10 protein-coding genes are annotated in these 18575 nt (G+C 57.7%); 2 read left to right on the top strand and 8 right to left on the bottom strand.

What is annotated here, in order from left to right; genetic code table 11:
* Positions 1-9 precede the first annotated feature (9 nt).
* From baeS to KGP17_RS19705, 5 genes are read right to left on the bottom strand one after another with little or no spacing between them, the layout of a single operon-like run.
* A complete protein-coding gene (gene baeS, locus KGP17_RS19725; RefSeq protein ID WP_179247664.1) occupies positions 10-1380 on the bottom strand; it encodes a two-component system sensor histidine kinase BaeS in 1371 nt (456 codons plus the stop codon).
* The gene (locus KGP17_RS19720) at positions 1377-2822 is read right to left on the bottom strand and encodes an MFS transporter (RefSeq protein WP_223498189.1); all 1446 of its coding nucleotides are present in this window, start codon (positions 2820-2822) and stop codon (positions 1377-1379) included. Before KGP17_RS19720 ends, baeS begins: the two co-directional genes overlap by 4 nt.
* 33 nt (positions 2823-2855) lie before the next feature.
* Positions 2856-5936: a multidrug efflux RND transporter permease subunit MdtC gene (mdtC, locus tag KGP17_RS19715; RefSeq protein ID WP_223498188.1), complete on the bottom strand. Its 3081-nt coding sequence runs from the start codon at positions 5934-5936 to the stop codon at positions 2856-2858.
* On the bottom strand, positions 5933-9052 hold the full coding sequence (locus tag KGP17_RS19710) for an MdtB/MuxB family multidrug efflux RND transporter permease subunit (protein ID WP_223498187.1): 3120 nt from the start codon (positions 9050-9052) through the stop codon (positions 5933-5935). Before KGP17_RS19710 ends, mdtC begins: the two co-directional genes overlap by 4 nt.
* Positions 9052-10314 (bottom strand): MdtA/MuxA family multidrug efflux RND transporter periplasmic adaptor subunit, encoded by a 1263-nt coding sequence (locus KGP17_RS19705; RefSeq protein WP_037376405.1) that lies wholly within the window; start codon positions 10312-10314, stop codon positions 9052-9054. The genes KGP17_RS19710 and KGP17_RS19705 overlap by 1 nt, the downstream gene beginning before the upstream one ends.
* A 272-nt stretch (positions 10315-10586) precedes the next feature.
* Between KGP17_RS19705 and KGP17_RS19700 the strand changes: the two genes are divergently transcribed.
* A complete protein-coding gene (locus tag KGP17_RS19700; protein WP_021807136.1) occupies positions 10587-11540 on the top strand; it encodes an aldo/keto reductase in 954 nt (317 codons plus the stop codon).
* 42 nt (positions 11541-11582) lie between these two features.
* Here KGP17_RS19700 and KGP17_RS19695 read toward each other — a convergent pair whose 3' ends face one another.
* Together KGP17_RS19695 and yegD are read right to left on the bottom strand one after the other, a co-directional pair.
* Entirely contained in the window at positions 11583-12128 is a 546-nt protein-coding gene (locus KGP17_RS19695; protein ID WP_021807135.1) for a GNAT family N-acetyltransferase, read from the bottom strand.
* Between the two features lie 40 nt (positions 12129-12168).
* Positions 12169-13521: a molecular chaperone gene (yegD, locus tag KGP17_RS19690; RefSeq protein ID WP_021807134.1), complete on the bottom strand. Its 1353-nt coding sequence runs from the start codon at positions 13519-13521 to the stop codon at positions 12169-12171.
* 185 nt (positions 13522-13706) lie between these two features.
* Here yegD and alkA point away from each other — a divergent pair, with 185 nt between their 5' ends.
* Positions 13707-15215 (top strand): DNA-3-methyladenine glycosylase 2, encoded by a 1509-nt coding sequence (alkA, locus tag KGP17_RS19685; RefSeq protein ID WP_223498186.1) that lies wholly within the window; start codon positions 13707-13709, stop codon positions 15213-15215.
* Here alkA and KGP17_RS19680 read toward each other — a convergent pair.
* The gene (locus KGP17_RS19680; protein ID WP_223498185.1) at positions 15183-18524 is read right to left on the bottom strand and encodes a diguanylate cyclase; all 3342 of its coding nucleotides are present in this window, start codon (positions 18522-18524) and stop codon (positions 15183-15185) included. The genes alkA and KGP17_RS19680 overlap by 33 nt on opposite strands.
* Positions 18525-18575 lie beyond the last annotated feature (51 nt).

Here is an 18575-nt window from a genome sequence, read left to right as displayed (position 1 = left end):
ACAACCTTATTATTCACCAGAGATGGGGAAATCTACTGTAATGCGCACGCCGCCTAAAGGCGAGTGTTGTGCGCGGATCTCGCCGCCATGTGCCTCCACAATGTTCTGACAGATGGAGAGCCCCAGCCCCGAACCGCCGCTGGCGCGGTTACGCGATCCTTCAGTGCGATAAAAGCGTTCGAAGATGAGAGCCAACTGCTCGTCATTCACCCCTGGGGCGCTGTCCTGCCAGTAAATCCGCACCATTCCCGGCAGGCGTTCGATACCAATCTCCAGCCGACCACCGGCATCGGTATAGCGTTGGCTGTTTTCCAACAGGTTGTTGAATAACTGGAGCAGTCGGTCAGGATCGCCAAACAGTGGCATCTGTTCCGGTAGATAGGTGACGATTTCCAACTGTTTGGTATGAAAACGTTCACGGAAGGCCGCCACTGCGATCTGCACCAGATGCACACAATCTACCGGCAATTTACGGTAGGCGAGGGCACCGAGATCGGAGAGTGACAGCTGGTGCAGATCGTCCACCAATTTGGTGAGGGTTGAGACTTCCGCCTGTAGCGAACTGAGCGAAGCCGGTGTGGGTTGGCGAACGCCGTCTTGCAGCGCCTCTAACTCACCACGCAGTACCGCCAGTGGGGTACGCAGCTCGTGGGAAACATCCGCCATTAGCGCCCGCCGCATCTGTTCGTTCTTTTCCAGCGAGGTGGCAAGCTGGTTGAAATCCTGTGCTAGCCGACCCAGCTCATCTTGGCTGCTGACCGCCACCCGAGCGCTGAAATCACCCGCCGCTAGCCGATGGGTACCAGCAACCAGGCGTTTAACCGGTGCCAGCAGGCCGCGCGACATCAGCCAGGTGACTGCCGCCGCCAACAAGGTAGATAGCCCAACGATCATCCAGCTGGTGCGCTTCTGTTGGCGATCGAAGTTGATGTCCGCATTGCGCGTCAGCTTTTCCGGTGGAGTAGCCACTACCCAACCGACGATCTGATTGTTGTAATGAATCGGGTGTCGGGTACTTTCTTTCGGGATCGGGCCGGAATGGCCTACCAACCGGTTATATTGACTGTCCACCACCCAGAATTGGGTGCGCCAGCCCTTGGGGGGCAGATTGTGGCTACTGTCGCTGTTCTGCTCAAACGAACGCATAATCTGATACACCACCTGATCGTTGTTACGCAGAAATTCCCAGTTGCCGTGGCGGCGATACTGATCTTCCAACGCGTCACCGAGCATGCTGATGCGCTGCTCATTGCTGTGCTTGATGTAATCGATAAAACCCCGTTCAAAGCTGACGCGTACGCCCCAGTGCATGGTGATCAACACCAACATGCAGGTGGCGAAGATCGCCATGAACAGCTTGCCGGTTATTCCAATTCTCATTGTTTCCTCGTGGAGCCGGTGCCCGGCTCTTTGGTCAACGTGCGGTTGGGGGCGATGTCGGTCGGTACGCGGGCGAAAGCCAGCGCCGGCAGGGCAATAATCAGCGCCATGCAGCCATAGCTGTAGATAAAGGCGTTGTGGATAGCCGGGCTATCGGCCACCACCTGATGATGCGCGAAGCTGCCAATCAGGATCCCGGCAATGCTGACGCCCAGGCTCATGGATAGCTGCATCACCATCGACAGCAGGCTGTTGCCGCTGCTGGCGAGCCGATCGGGCAGATCTTTCAGCGTCAGGGTATTCATGGCGGAAAAACGCAGGGAGTTAACCATACCCTGGAAGAACAGTACCACTGGCAGCAGATAAACCCAGCCCAGCATCGCCACCAGCGGAAAACTCAGGGTGACCAGCGCCAGCATCAGGGTGGCGGCCACCAGTACATTGCGATAACCGAAGCGGTTAACCACCTGCACCACGATGCGCTTCATGCCCATGCTGCCGATGATCATCGGGATCATCATCAATCCGGCGTGGAACGGGGAAAATCCCATGCCCACTTGCAAAAACAACGGGGTCATAAAGGGCAACATACCGCTGCCGATCCGCCCCAACAGGCTGCCGGTCAGACCGATGCGGTAGGTTGCCGTCTTGAATAGTCGTAGTGAGAACAGCGCCCGGCTGTTACCTCGGGCATGCAACCAGTAACCAGCCAGCGCAGCGCAACCCATTGCCACCAGCCCGGCGATGGTGGCAGAGGAAAGCCCCATGCCTTTATGCCCGTCGAGCGCCAGCGTCAGCGTCGCCATGCCAATTGCCAACATGATAAAGCCGCTGATATCGAAACGCCGGGTCTGCATGGTGTAATTGGGCATCAGCAGCGCGGTGGCAATCGCTCCGGCGATCCCCACGGGAATGTTGATCAGGAAGATCCAGTGCCAACTGGCGTATTGCACCAGAAAGCCCCCCAAGGCGGGTCCCATCAGCGGGCCGATCTGGCCGGGCAGGGTGACGAAGGTCATCGCCGCCATATACTGTTCACGCGGGACGATTTTCATCACCGTCAGCCTGCCGACCGGCACCATCATCGCGCCGCCGATGCCCTGTATCACGCGGGAGGCCACCAGCTCATTCAGGGTTTCCGAACGGGCGCACAGGATCGACCCAAGCGTGAACAGCACGATGGCGCTGAAGAACACCCGTTTGACACCTACCCGATCCGCCAGCCATCCGCTGGCAGGTAGCATCACTGCGACCGTCAGCACATAGGAAACAATCACCGACTGCATGCGCAGCGGGTTTTCCCCCAGGCTGGCTGCCATGGAGGGCAGCGCGGTATTGACGATGGTGGTATCCAGCGTCTGCATAAAGAAGCCGAAAGCCACGATCCACAGCTGCCATCGCACCGAGGTGGACCCTGGTGGGGCGCTGGGTTTGATGTTCATCTCATAGGCCCTTATCTCCCGCGTTGCTGCCGATCAGTGAGGCAGCGGCGTCAGTTTTTTACCGCGACAGAACTTCATCTGCAAGCGGTCAAAGTACAGATAGATCACCGGCGTGGTATACAGCGTCAACAATTGGCTCATCAGCAGCCCCCCGGCGATGGTGATCCCCAGCGGCTGCCTCAGCTCCGCCCCGTCCCCGCTGGTCAGAACCAGCGGCAAGGCGCCAAACAGGGCCGCCAACGTCGTCATCATGATGGGGCGAAAACGCAGTAAGCAGGCCTGGAAGATGGCCTCACGGGCGCTGATCCCGCCGTTGCGTTGCGCATCCAGGGCAAAGTCGACCATCATGATGGCATTCTTTTTAACGATACCAATCAACAGCATAATCCCGATTAGCGCAATCAGGCTAAACGGCGCGTCAAACAGTTCCAGTGCCAGCAATGCCCCGACTCCGGCAGAAGGTAGCGTGGACAGTATGGTCAGCGGATGGATATAGCTCTCATACAAAATACCTAGCACGATATATACCGTGGCGATGGCCGCCGCGATCAGGAACAGCTGTGATTTCAGCGTTTCCTGAAACACCTGTGCGGTACCGGCAAACGAGCCTCGCACGGTGGAGGGAACTCCCAGCTGCGTCATGGTCCGTTCGATGGCTGCCGTCGCCTCGGACAGGCTGCCACCGTCTGGCAGGTTGAACGAGATGGTAGAGGCTGCCGACAGCCCCTGATGGTTCACCGCCAGCGGTGCGTTGGCTGGCCGCCATTGGGCAAAGTAAGACAGCGGGATCGGCTGGCCGCTGCTGTTGATCACAAACATTTTGTCCAGCGAGCTCACGTCCTGGGTATAGGGCGGAGCTACCTCCATCACCACTTTGTATTGGTTCAGCGGCTGATAGATGGTGGAAATCTGGCGTTGTCCGAAAGCGTTGTTGAGCAGGTTGTTGGCGTCGTTGACCGAAATGCCCAGCCGCGACATGGTTTCGCGATCGTAGGTCAGATCCATTTCCGAGCCTTTGTCCTGCTGATCGGAGTTGACGTCCGCCAGCTCCGGCAACGCTGCCAGTGCGGTGCGGATCTTCGGTTCCCATTCGCGCAGTGCGCCAAGATCGTCGGCCAGCAGCGTGTATTGATAACTGGCGTTGGCCTGCCGCCCACCAACGCGAATGTCTTGTACAGCCATCAGGAACAGGCTGGCCCCCGGCTCTTTCGCCAGTTTGGCACGCAGGCGGGCGATCACCTTCTGAGCATCATCGGTGCGTTCCGACAGCGGTTTGAGGGAGATAAACATCGAGCCGCTATTGGTGCGCGAACCGCCGGTGAAACCGGTGACGTTATCCACGTCCTTGTCTTCCCGCACGATCTTCATAAATTCTTGCAGCTTACCGCGCATTGCCTGAAACGAAATGCTCTGGTCGGCCTGGATAAAGCCCATCAGGCGGCCGGTATCCTGCTCGGGGAAGAAGGTTTTTGGAATACTGATGTACAGCCAGACGTTGAGGGCAATTGTGGCCAGGAACACTGCCATTACCCAGCGAGAATGGCCCAATACCCAGTTGAGTGAGCGGCCATAGCCCTGCTGCAAAGCCAGCAACATTCGGCCAAAACCCCGAATACGCCGCTGTTCGCGCGGTGGCTGGTAGCGCAGCAGATAGGCGCACATCATCGGCGTCAGCGTGAGTGAAATCAGTAACGAAAGCCCGATCGACACCGAAAGCGTCACGGCAAATTCACGGAACAGCCTGCCTGGCAAGCCGGCCATAAACAGCAAGGGGATAAACACCGCCACCAGCGATACGCTCATGGAAAGCACGGTGAAACCGACCTCTCGTACCCCTAGCAGTGCGGCCTTGATTGGTTTCATCCCGGCCTCGACGTGGCGTGAAATGTTTTCCAGCACCACGATGGCATCATCCACCACAAAGCCGGTGGCGATGGTGAGCGCCATCAGCGACAAGTTGTTCAGGCTGAAGCCGCAAAGGTACATGGCGGCGAAGGAACCGATCAGGGAAACCGGTACGGCCACTGCCGGGATCAGCGTTGCGCGGCCAGAGCGCAGGAAGATGAAGACCACCAGGATCACCAGCCCGATGGCGATCACCAGTGATTGCTCTACTTCGGCCAGTGAGGCACGGATCGTCGGTGAGCGATCCTGGGCAATACTCAGTTCGATCGAGGCGGGGATGTTCTCCCGCAACGCGGGCAACTCGGCGCGGATACGATCCACGGTTTGAATGATATTGGCACCGGGAGCACGGCTGATGGTGAGAATGATGGCCGGTTTGGCGTTGGTCATCCCGGCGTTGCGTACGTCCTGGACCGAATCGATGACGTTGGCCACGTCGCTCAGCCGTACCGCCGCGCCGTTGTTATAGTGAATCACCAACGGCTGGTAGGCCGCCGCGGTTTTCAATTCGTCGTTGGCCTGGATCTGCCAGCGCTGCTGTGGGTCATCCACCGCGCCTTGCGGGCGGCGTACGTTGGCGTTAGCGATGGTTTGCCTTACCGCATCCAGTGAAATCCCCTGGTTGAATAAGGCACCGGGATTAAGCTCCACGCGTACCGCAGGTAGGGAACTGCCGCCGACCGAGACATCGCCTACGCCTTCCGTCTGGGCAATCTTTTGCGCCAACTGTGTTGAAGCGAAGTCATACAGCTGCCCTTGGTTGTAGGTATCCGAAGTCAGCGTCAGGATCATGATTGGCGCGTCGGACGGGTTGATCTTGCGATAGGTGGGTCGGCTTGGCATCCCGGTAGGCAACAGGCTTTGGGCGGCGTTAATTGCAGCCTGTACGTCACGTGCAGCCCCGTTGATATCGCGATCGAGATCGAACTGTAGGATCACTCTGGTGCTGCCAAGTGAACTCGTCGAGGTCATTTCATTCACCCCGGCGATCCGGCCCAGGGCCCGTTCCAGCGGTGTAGCTACCGAGGAGGCCATGGTTTCCGGATCGGCGCCAGGTAACGAAGCGCTCACCAGAATGACGGGGAAATCCACCTGCGGCAGCGGCGATACCGGCAGCAGCCGAAAGCCAATCACCCCGGCGATGGTGATCGCCAGAGTCAACAGCGTTGTGGCAACCGGCCGGTAGATAAACAGGGCAAAGAATTTCACGGCAGCTCCTGCGGTTCTGGCTGGCGGTGGGTATTGCGAGCCAATTTATCAAACAGCAGGTAAATCACCGGCGTGGTGAACAGCGTCAGGATCTGGCTCATCACCAGACCACCGACCATACAGACGCCCAGCGGGCGGCGCAGTTCGGCCCCGACGCCGGTACTCAGCATCAGCGGCAATGCCCCCAGCAGCGCGGCCAGCGTGGTCATCAGGATCGGGCGAAAACGCAGCAGGCAGGCCTGATAGATGGCGTCGTACGGCGTCATCCCTTGCTCACGCTCGGCAGCCAATGCAAAGTCGATCATCATGATGGCGTTCTTTTTCACGATGCCGATCAGCAAGATGATGCCGATAATGGCGATCACATCCAGCTCATGGCCGGAGAGCATCAGCGCCAGCAGGGCCCCGACACCGGCGGTGGGCAGGGTCGAAAGAATGGTCACCGGGTGGATAAAGCTCTCATACAGCACGCCCAGCACGATATACATCGCGACCACCGCCGCCAGGATCAGCCACAGCGTGCTACCAAGGGCAGCCTGAAATGCTAGCGTGGCGCCCTGGAACTGGGTGGTGATGTCTTTGGGCATGTTGAGGTCTTTCTCAGCCTGAGTAATGGCCTCTACCGCTTCCCCGAGCGAGTAATTACCGGCCACGTTAAACGACACGGTGGCCGACGGGAACTGATCGAGATGGTTGATCGACAGCGGGCCAAAGCGCTCCTCTATTTTGGCGATGGTGCTTAATGGCACGATGGTGCCGTTGCTGCTGGTCAGGCGGATATCGTTTAACGCGGAAAGCCCTGGTGTGCTGGAGACATCATGCTCCAGTACCACCCGATATTGGTTGGCCTGGGTGTAAATGGTTGAGATCAGGCGCTGGCCGAAGGCGTTATACAGCGCGCTGTCGACATCGCTCATGGTGATGCCAAGGCGCGAGGCCGAGTCTCGGTCGACATTCACATAGGCCACCAGCCCCTGATCCTGCCAGTTGCTGGTCACTTCGGCCAGTTGTGGGGCCTGCTGCAATTCGGCCATCAACTTCGGCACCCACAGGCTGAGTTCATCCAATGACATCGCCTGAAGGGTAAACTGGTACTGCGTGCGGCTCACCTGGGTGTCGATGGTCAGATCCTGCACCGGTTGCAGATACAGCTTCAAGCCGGGGAACTGCGTCGTCTGTTGCTGCAGGCGGGTAATGATCGCCGGGATGCGATCGCTCCGTTCGCTCAGCGGTTTAAGGTTGATCTGCAAACGGCCGCTGTTGAGCGTGGCGTTGCTGCCGTCCACGCCAACAAAGGACGTCAGGCTTTCTACCGCCGGATCCTTGAGGATTTCGGCAGCAACCTGCTGCTGGCGCTCGGCCATGTTACTGAATGAAACGCTCTGTGGCGCTTCCAGCGTGCCCTGAATAATGCCGTTATCCTGCACCGGGAAGAAGCCTTTCGGCATCAGCAGATACAGCAACACGGTCAGCGCCATGGTGCCGAAGACGACGCCTAACGTCAGCCACTGATGGTTCAGCACCACTTTCAGCCACACGCCGTATTGGGCGATCACCCGGTCAAAGAAACGCTCGCAAGCGCGAGAGAAACGGTTTTGCTTACGCAACGATTCGTGGCTAAGCATCCGGGCGCACATCATCGGCGTCAGCGTCAGCGAAACCAGTGCGGAAATCAGGATCGCCACTGCCAGCGTCACCGCAAACTCGCGGAACAGACGGCCAACGATATCGCCCATAAACAGCAGTGGGATCAGCACCGCTACCAGCGAGAAGGTCAGCGAGATAATGGTAAAGCCGATCTCTCCTGCCCCTTTCAGCGCCGCGTCGAGCGGTTTTTCACCTTTTTCGATATAGCGCGAGATATTCTCGATCACCACGATGGCGTCATCCACCACAAAGCCGGTGGCGATGGTCAGCGCCATCAGCGTCAGGTTGTTGATGGAGAAGTCGAGGAAATACATGACGGCAAAGGTGCCCACCAGGGAAAGCGGCACCGCCACGCTCGGGATAATGGTGGCGGGAACGTTACGCAGGAAGACGTAGATCACCATGATGACCAGGGCGATCGCCAGCAGCAGCTCAAACTGTACGTCACTGACCGAGGCCCGGATGGTGGTGGTGCGGTCGGTCAGCACCTTCACATCTACCGACTTTGGCAGGCTCTTGATCAGCTCTGGTAGCATCTCGCGAATACTGTCGGCGGTGGTGATCACGTTGGCACCCGGTTGGCGCTGAATATTCAGCACGATGGCCTGTTCTTTATTGGCCCATGCCGCCAGGCGGTTGTTCTCTGCGCCTTGCTCAATGGTGGCGATATCTTGCAGGCGGATGGCTGCTCCGTTCTGATAGGCGATAATCAGCTGACGGTAATCCTCAGCGGTTTTCATCTGATCGTTGGCAGAGAGTGTGACCGAACGCGTCGGGCCGTCCAGGCTACCTTTGGCCGAGTTGACGTTGGCGTTACTGATGGCGGTGCGAATGGTTTCGCTATCCAGCCCATAGGCGGCGACCGCCGTAGCATTGAGTTTCACCCGTACGGCCGGGCGCTGGCCGCCGGAGATGGTGACCAGACCGACCCCGGTAACCTGCGAAATCTTTTGCGCCACCCGGGTTTCCACCATGTCTTCTACCTGGGTCATCGGCATGGCGGTCGAGGTGACGGCCAGCGTCAGGATCGGTGGATCGGCCGGGTTAACCTTGCTGTAAATCGGCGGGTAGGGCAGATCGTTGGGCAGCAGGTTGGTGGCGGCATTGATGGCCGCCTGCACTTCCTGCTCGGCAACGTCCAGCGGCAGTTCAAGCTGGAATTGTAGGGTGATCACCGAGGCGCCACCGGAGCTCTGCGAGGCCATCTGCTTAAGGCCGGACATCTGGCCAAACTGGCGCTCCAACGGCGCGGTGATCGCCGAGGTGACCACATCCGGGCTGGCGCCAGGGTAGAGTGTGACGATCTGGATGGTTGGGTAATCCACTTCCGGCAGGGCAGAAACGGGCAGTGAGCGATAGCCAATGATCCCGGCCAGCATGATAGCCAGCATAAACAGCGTGGTGGCTACTGGGCGAAGAATAAACAGGCGGGAAGGCCCACCTCCGCTATGTGGGGACATCGACTGCATCAGGAGTTCCCCTGAGGTTTAGCGCGGTGCTTCGGTTGTTCTGCATTCGGGGTGGCCGTCGATGTATGAGGGGCCACCACTTCAACCTGCATGCCTTCGGTCAGGCGGTCGATCCCGTCGGTGACGACGCGGTCGCCCGCATTGACCCCGGCACTAATGACCACCTGCTGGCTATCCTGAATACCGGCGGTCACCCGATGTTTGCTGACCTTATTGTCTGCGCTCAGCAGCCAGACGAAGTTACCTTCGTTGCCCATTTGCAGCGCGGCGGTGGGGATCACCACCGCATTTTGCAGGGTGGCAACCTTCAGCCGGGCGTTAACGAACTGATTCGGGAACAGCGCATCGTCCTGATTGTCGAAGCGAGCCTTCAGTTTGATGGTACCCGTCGCGGTATCGATCTGGTTATCCAGGCTCAATAACTCACCGGTGGTTAACAACTGCTGGTTGGTGCGGTCCCATGCCTCGACGCTCACGGGGCCAGCTTTCTGTGCTTTGACCAGATCGGCGATATTGCTCTCCGGTAGGGTAAAGACTACATCGATCGGATGCGTTTGGGTGATCACCACGATGCCGGTAGTGCTGCCGCTGGCGATGTAATTGCCCACGTCAACCAGCTTAAGGCCCACGCGGCCATCAATCGGTGCGGTGATCTTACTGTAGGTTATTTGCAGTTTGGCGCTGTCCACCGCCCCTAGATCGGCCTTGATAGCCCCTTCGGTCTGGCGAACCAATGACTCCTGGGTATCCAGTTCCTGGCGCGATACCAGATTGGTTTTTGCCAACTGTTGGTAACGGGCGAGGTCGCGTTTGGCATTGGCCAGCGTCGCCTGATCTTTGGCTAACTGCCCCAGAGCCTGAGTTAATTGTACTTCGTAAGGGCGCGGGTCGATCTCAACCAGCAGGTCTCCCGCCTTGACCTGTTGGCCTTCGGTAAAGTGTATCGCCATCAATTGACCATCGACGCGGCTGGTGACGGTCACGGTGTTGGCCGCGGTGGCGGTGCCCAATCCCGAGAGGAAACGCGGCACGCTCTGCACTGTGGCGGTGGCGGCCTGCACTGGAGACATGGGAGACCCTCGTCTACCACCGGCTCTGCCTGCGGCTCCTGCTGGGCCTGAACCTGCCTGCTGCGCACCCGGCGCTGCACCGGTAGCCTGTGGCGCGCTAAAGTGACGCCAGATCAGAATGGCGCCAAGCACCACGATAACTATGGCTAGCAGGCGCAAGAGCAGTGTGCGGCGTTTGGGTTTTGTATTCATGGCGTTGGGCATTCTCTCCAGAGACAGTCGTGCGGGCAATCAGTTGCCAAAAGTGATACTCCTTACAGGATACTAGTTTAGCGAGCCGTCACGGTGTAAAAATGAAGGAAATATGGAGGAAGCGTCAGGTTTGTCGGCAGAGAATGTCTATTTTACCAAAACCACGCTTAGCTAGACATTTTCTGACATATAACCGATTCGTTTTAGCGTTCCAGCCGTTTTCGCGCTAATAATTTAGGGCGAATATTTCCTTTTCCCTCAGGAGCCACATCATGAGCAAGAAACCGTTGGGCCGTTCCGGCATTCAGGTCCCGCAACTGACCTTTGGCGGCAACGTGTTTGGTTGGACTGCAGACGAGGCCACGTCTTTCAGCCTGTTGGATGCGCTGGTAGCCAATCAGCTGAATTTTATTGATACCGCCGACGTTTATTCGAGCTGGGCGCCGGGCAACCAAGGTGGTGAGTCAGAAACGGTGATTGGTAACTGGCTGAAGAAAAGCGGCAAGCGCGACCAGGTGATCATCGCTACCAAGGTGGGAAAACCGATGGGCGAGGGCAAACAAGGCTTGTCGCCACGCTATATTCGTCAGGCCGTAGAGGCTTCGTTGCGCCGCCTGCAAACCGATTATATCGATCTTTATCAGTCCCATGATGATGACCAGGACACTCCGCTGGCGGAAACTCTGTCTGCATTTGATGAATTGATCAAAGCCGGGAAAGTGCGTGCCATTGGCGCTTCCAACTATCAGGCAGACCGGCTGGTGGAAGCACTGAAAGTCAGCGAGCAAAACGGACTGGCGCGCTATGAAACCCTGCAGCCGGAATATAATCTGTATGCCCGTGAAGGTTATGAGCAGGCGCTGGAAGCGGTGGCGCAGCAACAGGGGCTGGGGGTGATCAACTTCTTCTCACTGGCCAGTGGTTTCCTCACCGGCAAATATCGTAGCGCACAGGACGTGGGTAAGAGCCAGCGCGGAGATACCATTGTGTCGCGTTATCTGAACCCGCGCGGTTTCCGCATTCTGGCAGCCCTCGATCTGCTGGCAGAGAAGCACCAGACTACACCCGCACAGATCTCGTTGGCCTGGCTGATTGCTCGCCCAAGCATCACCGCGCCCATCGTCAGCGCCACCTCGTTAACCCAGTTGGATGAGTTGGTGAGTGCCACTCGGCTCCAATTGGCCGCCGAGGATATCAAGGCGCTGGATGAGGCAAGTGCCTGGTAAGGCCCCTAACATCAATTATTATTCAATGAGTTATTATCACCATTACTTGTTTGGCGACAGCTTACGATACAACACATGCTTGCGTAGTGGATGGCCCAGCGGTAAACGGGGATGCTCGAAGGTTTCACCGCTGAAGGTCATCCCGATGCGCTCCATCACCCGGCGGGAAGGGAGATTAATTTCAGCGGTAAAGGACACCACCTCTGGCAGTTGCAGCCTATTGAAAGCGATATCCAGTGCGCAACGTGCCGCTTCGCTGGCATAGCCTTGGCCCCAATGCTCCTTCGCCAACCGCCAGCCAATTTCCACGCAGGGCGAGCAGGGCAGATCGTCGCCAGGAATGGCTAGCCCGACAAAGCCGATAAAGGCAGCCTGATGCTTCACCTCGACGGCCCATAGCCCCCAGCCGTGTTGTTGCATAAATTGGCGGATACGATTGGCCTGGGCGTCGCTTTCAGCTCTGCTTAGCGTTGCCGGGAAGTATTTCATCACCTCAGGAGCGCTATTGAGCGCGGCAAAGGCGGGCAGATCGCTATCTTGCCAACCGCGCAGCAGCAATCTAGGTGTTTCACCAGTGATGATAGCCATAATGCTCCATTGTCAGGGGCGTTAGCCGCCCCTGCGTTAATCAACGAAACAGCGTCTGCGCCCAGCGTGCCAACCCGGCGGTGACCGAGCCAAAATCGTTGCCACCGACGATCGGGATCCCCGGCAACTGCTGTTGCAGTGCAGTTCTCAGCAGTGGTGAGCGCGCGCTACCACCGGTCAGGTAAATGACCTGCGGCTTACTTTGGCTGGTAGCCAGAGCGGCGCTAACCTGTTCCTGGATACGTAGCAGAGGTTGGGCAATGGCATCGGCCAACTGCTCCTGGCTGATCGTTTCTGCCAGCTCCGGCTGCACAAAATCCAGTTGAGCGCTGATGCTTGCCTGACCCGATAGCGCGATTTTACTCTCTTCCGCCGCACGTACCAGCCGATAGCTCAGGCGCTGCTGATGTACTTTCAACAGACGTTTCACCTTCTCGGGTTCGGCAGCGTCGCGGATCAGATCGCGCAGCATACGGCCATTGGCCGTGCTGTAGAAATCGATTTGGGCCGGGACGTCGTTGGTCGCTACCGCGTTCCAGTAAGGCAATGCAGGCATGGCAATGCCTTTCTCGGTTTCACCGCCCATACCGAACAGCGGCATCAGCTGTTTGAACGCCAGCATGATATCCAGATCGTTACCGCCTACGCGGCAACCGCTGTGCCCCAACAGGCTCTGTTGGCGATCGGCACGATCGCGCCATTGTGGCCCCATCAGCAGCACCGAGCAGTCGGTGGTGCCGCCGCCGATATCGACTACCAGCACGGTTTTCTCTTCGCTTAGCGTCGCTTCAAAGTCCAGCCCGGCGGCAACCGGTTCGAACTGAAACTCGATCTCTTTGAAACCGGCCCGCTGTGCGGCGCGGTGCAAAATCCCCTGCGCCTGCTGGTTAGCCTCTTCACCGCCGGTGCCCTGGAAGTTGATCGGGCGGCCAATGACGGCCTGATCGATGCTGGTTTGTAACACGCTTTCCGCCTGGCGCTTGATGTGGAACATCATGGCGCACACCAGATCTTCAAATAGCGCAATCTGCTGTGGCTTAAGGCCGTTAGCCCCGAGGAAGGATTTCGGCGAGCGGACAAAATACACTTCTTCCGGATCTTCGATGTAGTGGGCCAGCGCCTGCAGGCCGAACAGCACGCTGTCGCCGTTGACCGGAATATCTTCTTCGCGGTTGAAAGTGATGGCGCGGCGCAGCAGCTGCTGGTTTTCCTCGCTGCCGGTTGGCACCTGCCAGTGGCGATGCAGGCACTCACTCACCGCCTCGCGCGTCGGTGCGCACAGCATCGAAGGGAGATACGGTTCGTTGTTTTCCAACGTCAGTAATTCAGGGCCCTGGTCGCGCATAACGGCGACAGAACAGTTGGCAGTGCCATAATCGAAGCCAATAAACATTTTTCGTTCCCCATGCCGATGAAGGGGGGCGACTTTACCCGAGACTGGTCTGCCGAGCAACGAGTGGGCCGCTAACTGGCGAAAAATTTAGCGGCAATCGCGGCGGCATGGTTAACTTGATGGCAGCGATATCAAACAGGTTAATGTCCGATTCCCGCACGTCAGCCACAGGTCCGAGCGCCATAATGAACAAAAAACTGACTCCGAGCGATGCCATGAAGAATCAACAACAGGCGCTGTATAGCGCGCTGAGTGCGCGTGACCGTAAGTTTGACGGACGATTTTTTGTCGGTGTCTCCTCCACCGGTATCTATTGCAGGCCGGTATGTAGTGCCCGCACACCGAAAATCGAAAATTGTACCTTTTATCCCAGCGCCGCCGCCGCCGAACTGGCCGGTTTTCGCCCCTGCCTGAAATGCCGCCCCGAATTGGCTCCAGGGCTGGCGCTGATCGATCTGGGCAATCGCTATGCTCAGGTTGCGGTTCAGCTGATTGAGCAGGGCTATCTTTCAGAGCATAGCTGTGAACAGCTGGCTACCCGTCTGGGGATTTCCGATCGCCATCTGCGGCGCATTTTTGCCGAGCAGTTCGGCGCTTCCCCCATTGATTACGCCCAGTCACACCGCCTGTTGCAGGCCAAACGGCTGCTGGCGGATACCGATTTGCCCCTGAGCGAAGTGGCGTTTGCCGCCGGGTTTGGCAGCCTGCGGCGTTTCAATGAGCTGTTTAAGGCCCGTTATCGCCTGATCCCTTCGGTATTGCGCAGCACTGCTGGCCGAAGTGAGCGTGCCGCCACCAGCGGACTGGTGTTTCATCTGGGGTATCGGCCACCTTACGATTGGCTGCGTATGTTGGGGTTCTTACAGACTCGTGCGGTCAGCGGCGTGGAAAGCGTTGCCGGTCAACAATACTGTCGTTCGATCGCGGTGGATCAGGGCGGCGTCGAATATTGCGGTTGGGTGAGCGTCCAGCCGGAAGAGGCGCGAAACCGGGTGCGGGTGGAAATTGCCCCATCGCTCAGCAGAGTGACGACCGAAGTCCTGCGGCGCATTCGCCAACTGTTCGATCTGGATGCCGCGCCGGACCGCATTTGCGAGGCGTTAGGTACGTTAGCGGCGGATGCGCCCGGCTTACGTTTGCCAGGCTGCGTCAACAGCTTTGAGCAGGCTACGCGTGCGGTGTTGGGGCAGTTGGTCAGCGTCAAGATGGCGGCTACCTTTGCCGGACGGATGGCCGAACGCTGGGGAACGGCGCTGGAGCAGCCGTATGGCGATATCACTCATGTTTTTCCGCAGGCGGTGCGGATCGCCCAGTTGCAACCGGAAGATCTGCGTCCATTGGGCGTACAGCTGAAGCGCGCGGCGGCGCTGATTGAAATTGCACGCAGGGTAACAGAAGGGCGTTTGCAGCTGGATAACGTGCTGGATATCGAACAGGGTATCAAGGAGTTAACTTCATTACCGGGGATAGGCAGTTGGACCGCCAGCTATATCGCGATGCGGGCCTGGTCATGGCCGGACGTTTTTCTGGCGGGGGACTATCTGATCAAACAGCGTTTCCCCGGCATGACGCCGCGCCAGATTGAGCGCTATGCCGAACGCTGGCGGCCTTGGCGTTCCTACGCCACCTTGCATCTGTGGCATAACGATCGTTGGGCTCCTTCAGTGAATACCGAAGTAGCCGCCGCTGAGTAACTCGCTCAGCGGTAGCTCCAGCGCAACGGTGTCACCGTCTACCAGATCGACCCCGATGGCTGTCAGCGCACTTAGCGTAACCTGTTGATGTGCAGGCCCGGCTAGAGTTTGAGTATTAATACGTTGCGCGGCACCATGGATCATCGACACCATCAGCTCATCCATTTGGTTACAGTGGACGTCGGTGATAAAACGCTCGTCGATGCGGATGTAATCGATAGTCTGGCCGTTTAATTGATTGAAGGCGTTCAGGTTGCGGCCAAAACCATTGACGATCAGCTTGCAGCCCATCTGCTGCAAACGGCGCATAAAGTCACCGCCGTCCTCTGGGTGATCGAGCACGATGGTCTCGTCCACCATCAGATACAGCGCGCTGGCTGGCAGCACTGAAGCCGCCAGTAACTCCAGCAAATAACTTTGAAAATCAATATCCAGCACGCTATCCGTGGCTAATGGCAGCGCAATGGCCAGCCCCTTGCGGTGTAGAGCCTCTGCGTGTCTTTCCAGTACCTGACTTACCAACCAGCGATCGACATCCGGCAGCAGGCCGTAGAGCTGGGCGGCGGCGAGGAAGGATTCAGCGGCTAGCAGGCGTTCGTCGGGTGGGGTAACGTACAGCTTTAGCTGATAGAAACAGACCGCCTGCGGCGTTTTAGGCGGCGAGGCTGCCCTGACGCGTAACAGCAATTGCTGATTATCGATAATATCTAGTACTTCCTGGCGCGTTAGCAGCTCATGCTGGCGCTCCATCTGCTGTTTTTGCCGAGCTTCATAAATATAAACCTGGCCGCGGCCATGGTGCTTGGCGGTATAACAGGCGATATCGGCCTGTGCCAATAGCTCGCTGCTCTTGCCGCTGGTGGCACCGATTTGCGTAATACCGGCACTGGCTCCGACATGATAAATCTTGCCCGCCCAGCAGAATGAGTGTTCGCCGATTTGCTCGATCATCTTTTGCATCAGTTGCTTGGCCTGTTCCAACGAACAGTCGAACAGGATCAGGCCAAATTCGTCGCCACCGAGCCGTGCCAGGCAGTCGCTGTTACGCAGCTGGCGTTGCATCAACTGGCCAATCTCCCTGAGCAAGGCATCGCCTGCTGCGTGTCCGGCGCTATCGTTAACCGCCTTGAACCTGTCGAGATCGAGGAACACCAGCGAGTGCTGTTGCTGGCTTTCGGCCGCGCTGGCAATGGCGCCCTTCAGCCGCTTTTCGAAGCTGGTACGGTTTTTCAGGTCGGTCAGTGCATCGTGTGAGGCGTTGTAGCTGAGCTTTTTCATCAGTTCTCGCGAGGCGCTGACATCCTGCAACACCATCACTGCCCCCATCACCTCGCCCTCGATGGTTTTCAGCGGCGATACCGATTCCTGGACGTCGAAGCGGCGGCCGTCGCGGCTATGCAGTACCAGCGCGTATTCTGCTGGCAGGGGAGGACCCTCTTGCAGGCAGTTTTTCACCGGATTTTCTATCTCTGGGCCATCCTTGCCGTCGGTCATCCGTACTACGCCGTTGATCGGCATACCGAGCGCCAACTCCAGCGGCCAACCGCACATTTGTTCAGCTACCGGGTTCATAAAGGTGATGCGCATTTCGCGGTCGGTGGAGATCACCCCTTCGCCGATGGCGTCCAGCGTAATGTGTAAACGTTCCTTCTCTTCGTGCAGCGCTTCGGCCAGCGATTTGATTTCCGTCATGTCGATATTGGTACCGATCATCCGCTTCGGCTCACCATGCTCATCGAAAATGGTATTACCCTGGGCGCGAATATGGCGTATTCCCCCCAACCGGGTCTTGATGCGGAACTCCATCACAAACGGCCGGTGCTGGTCGGTAAGCGTTGCCATTTGCCGCCCGATGCGTTCACGATCTTCCTCCAGCAGTAAAGAGTTCCATAGGGCCAGAGTGGGAGTTTGATCCGGCGTCAGTTCGTACAACTCGAACATCCTTTTGTCCCAGGTGAGCTTATCTCCGTTCAACATCCATTCCCACACGCCGATCCCGCCAGCCTGATTAGCTAGCGTTATTCGTTCCACCAGGCTGCGGTTCTCCGCTTCGGTGCGTTTTAGTTCGTTGATATCTTCTACTTGAGAAATAAAGTACAGCGGTTGGCCCTGCGGATCGCGCACCAGGGATACCGCCAGCAGTGTCCAGACGCTCTCACCGTCGCTACGAATATAGCGTTTTTCCATGGTGTAGCTGCTGATATGGCCATCAAGCAGGTCCTGTAACTGTGTCAGATCGGCATTTAAATCATCGGGATGGGTGATTTCTTGAAACGTCAGGCGGCGCAGGGTTTCTGCGGGATAGCGCAGCAGCTTGCACAGCGCCTGATTGACCTGTAACCATTTCCCTTCTGGTGAGACCAGCGCCATGCCGATGGCTGAATACTCCAACGCATTACGAAAACGCGTTTCACTTTCCACGATATGCTCTTTTTCCACCCGAAAAGCATGCATCACCATCGCCATGGCGTGGGCTGGGATCAGGATCAACATCAGTGGCAGGTAGATTGTCACATCGCTTAAAAACGCCCCGTTCTCTTGAAAATGTAACAGTCCGAGCGAGATCAACACCGTAATCATCAGGGTCGTGGTAAAACAGATGATAAAGGCTTCGAGCCGCGGCAGGCTGATCGCTGCCCACAGCAACGGCAGGATGATAAAGGTAAACGGGAAGGGTAGGTAGAGTAGCGCCAGATAGCTGAAGGTCAGTGTTCCCAGCAATACCAACAACAGTTCGAACAGGTTCAGCGTTCTTAACATTGAGCGGCGATAAACCAGCCCGATCGGCGCCAGAGCCAGTACGCCGATCGCCTCGGAAATAAACCAGATGCTGAAGGGTTGCCAAAAGGTTTCCCCAGGCGCGGGCGCTAGTGAGGCTGCCAGCAGTGCGCTGAACATGGGCATGAAGATCACGGCGCAGAACACAAATTTCAACCAGCTTGCCAAGCCGTTCAACGGGTCGTCTGGCTGCAGTATTCGCCGTAGCAGCAGGGTACAAACGGTGGCTTCCAGCAGGTTGATCAGCGTGAGTTTGACCGGGAACCAACTGAGGCCGAACAGCAGGAAACTGGCAAGACACATGCCGATCCCGCAGAGGATCAAGTGCAATGGCCAAGTACGCGGTGGCTGGTGGAACATCAGCATAATAACGGCGGCAGTCGGGAACCACAGCGGGGTAAAGTGGCTGGATTCTGCTGACAGCGTCAGGCACAGGTAGGCCAGCAGAAACACAATCAGTGCGCTCAGCAACGAGTGGGTGAACAAGACACCTTTAGCTTTGAGTGGGTGCTGCGTTGCGCTGAGATCCATCGGTAACCTTCACTTTGTGCTATCGACCACTAAACCCCGCCGCCATAGGGA

The organism is Serratia sp. JSRIV001, assembly GCF_019968745.1.
Classification (GTDB): Bacteria; Pseudomonadota; Gammaproteobacteria; order Enterobacterales; family Enterobacteriaceae; genus Chania; species Chania fonticola_B.
Note: the sequence above shows the minus strand (reverse complement) of the source record. Positions and strands in the feature narration are given on the sequence as shown.

Bases quoted from the DNA above. Each gene is read 5' to 3' on its own strand.
- yegD (WP_021807134.1), bottom strand. From the start codon at position 13,521: ATGTTTATTGGCTTCGATTATGGCACTGCCAACTGTTCTGTCGCCGTT.
- KGP17_RS19695 (WP_021807135.1), bottom strand. From the start codon at position 12,128: ATGGCTATCATCACTGGTGAAACACCTAGATTGCTGCTGCGCGGTTGG.
- KGP17_RS19710 (WP_223498187.1), bottom strand. From the start codon at position 9,052: ATGCAGTCGATGTCCCCACATAGCGGAGGTGGGCCTTCCCGCCTGTTT.
- KGP17_RS19700 (WP_021807136.1), top strand. From the start codon at position 10,587: ATGAGCAAGAAACCGTTGGGCCGTTCCGGCATTCAGGTCCCGCAACTG.
- KGP17_RS19680 (WP_223498185.1), bottom strand. From the start codon at position 18,524: ATGGATCTCAGCGCAACGCAGCACCCACTCAAAGCTAAAGGTGTCTTG.
- KGP17_RS19705 (WP_037376405.1), bottom strand. From the start codon at position 10,314: ATGAATACAAAACCCAAACGCCGCACACTGCTCTTGCGCCTGCTAGCC.
- KGP17_RS19720 (WP_223498189.1), bottom strand. From the start codon at position 2,822: ATGAACATCAAACCCAGCGCCCCACCAGGGTCCACCTCGGTGCGATGG.
- alkA (WP_223498186.1), top strand. From the start codon at position 13,707: ATGAACAAAAAACTGACTCCGAGCGATGCCATGAAGAATCAACAACAG.
- baeS (WP_179247664.1), bottom strand. From the start codon at position 1,380: ATGAGAATTGGAATAACCGGCAAGCTGTTCATGGCGATCTTCGCCACC.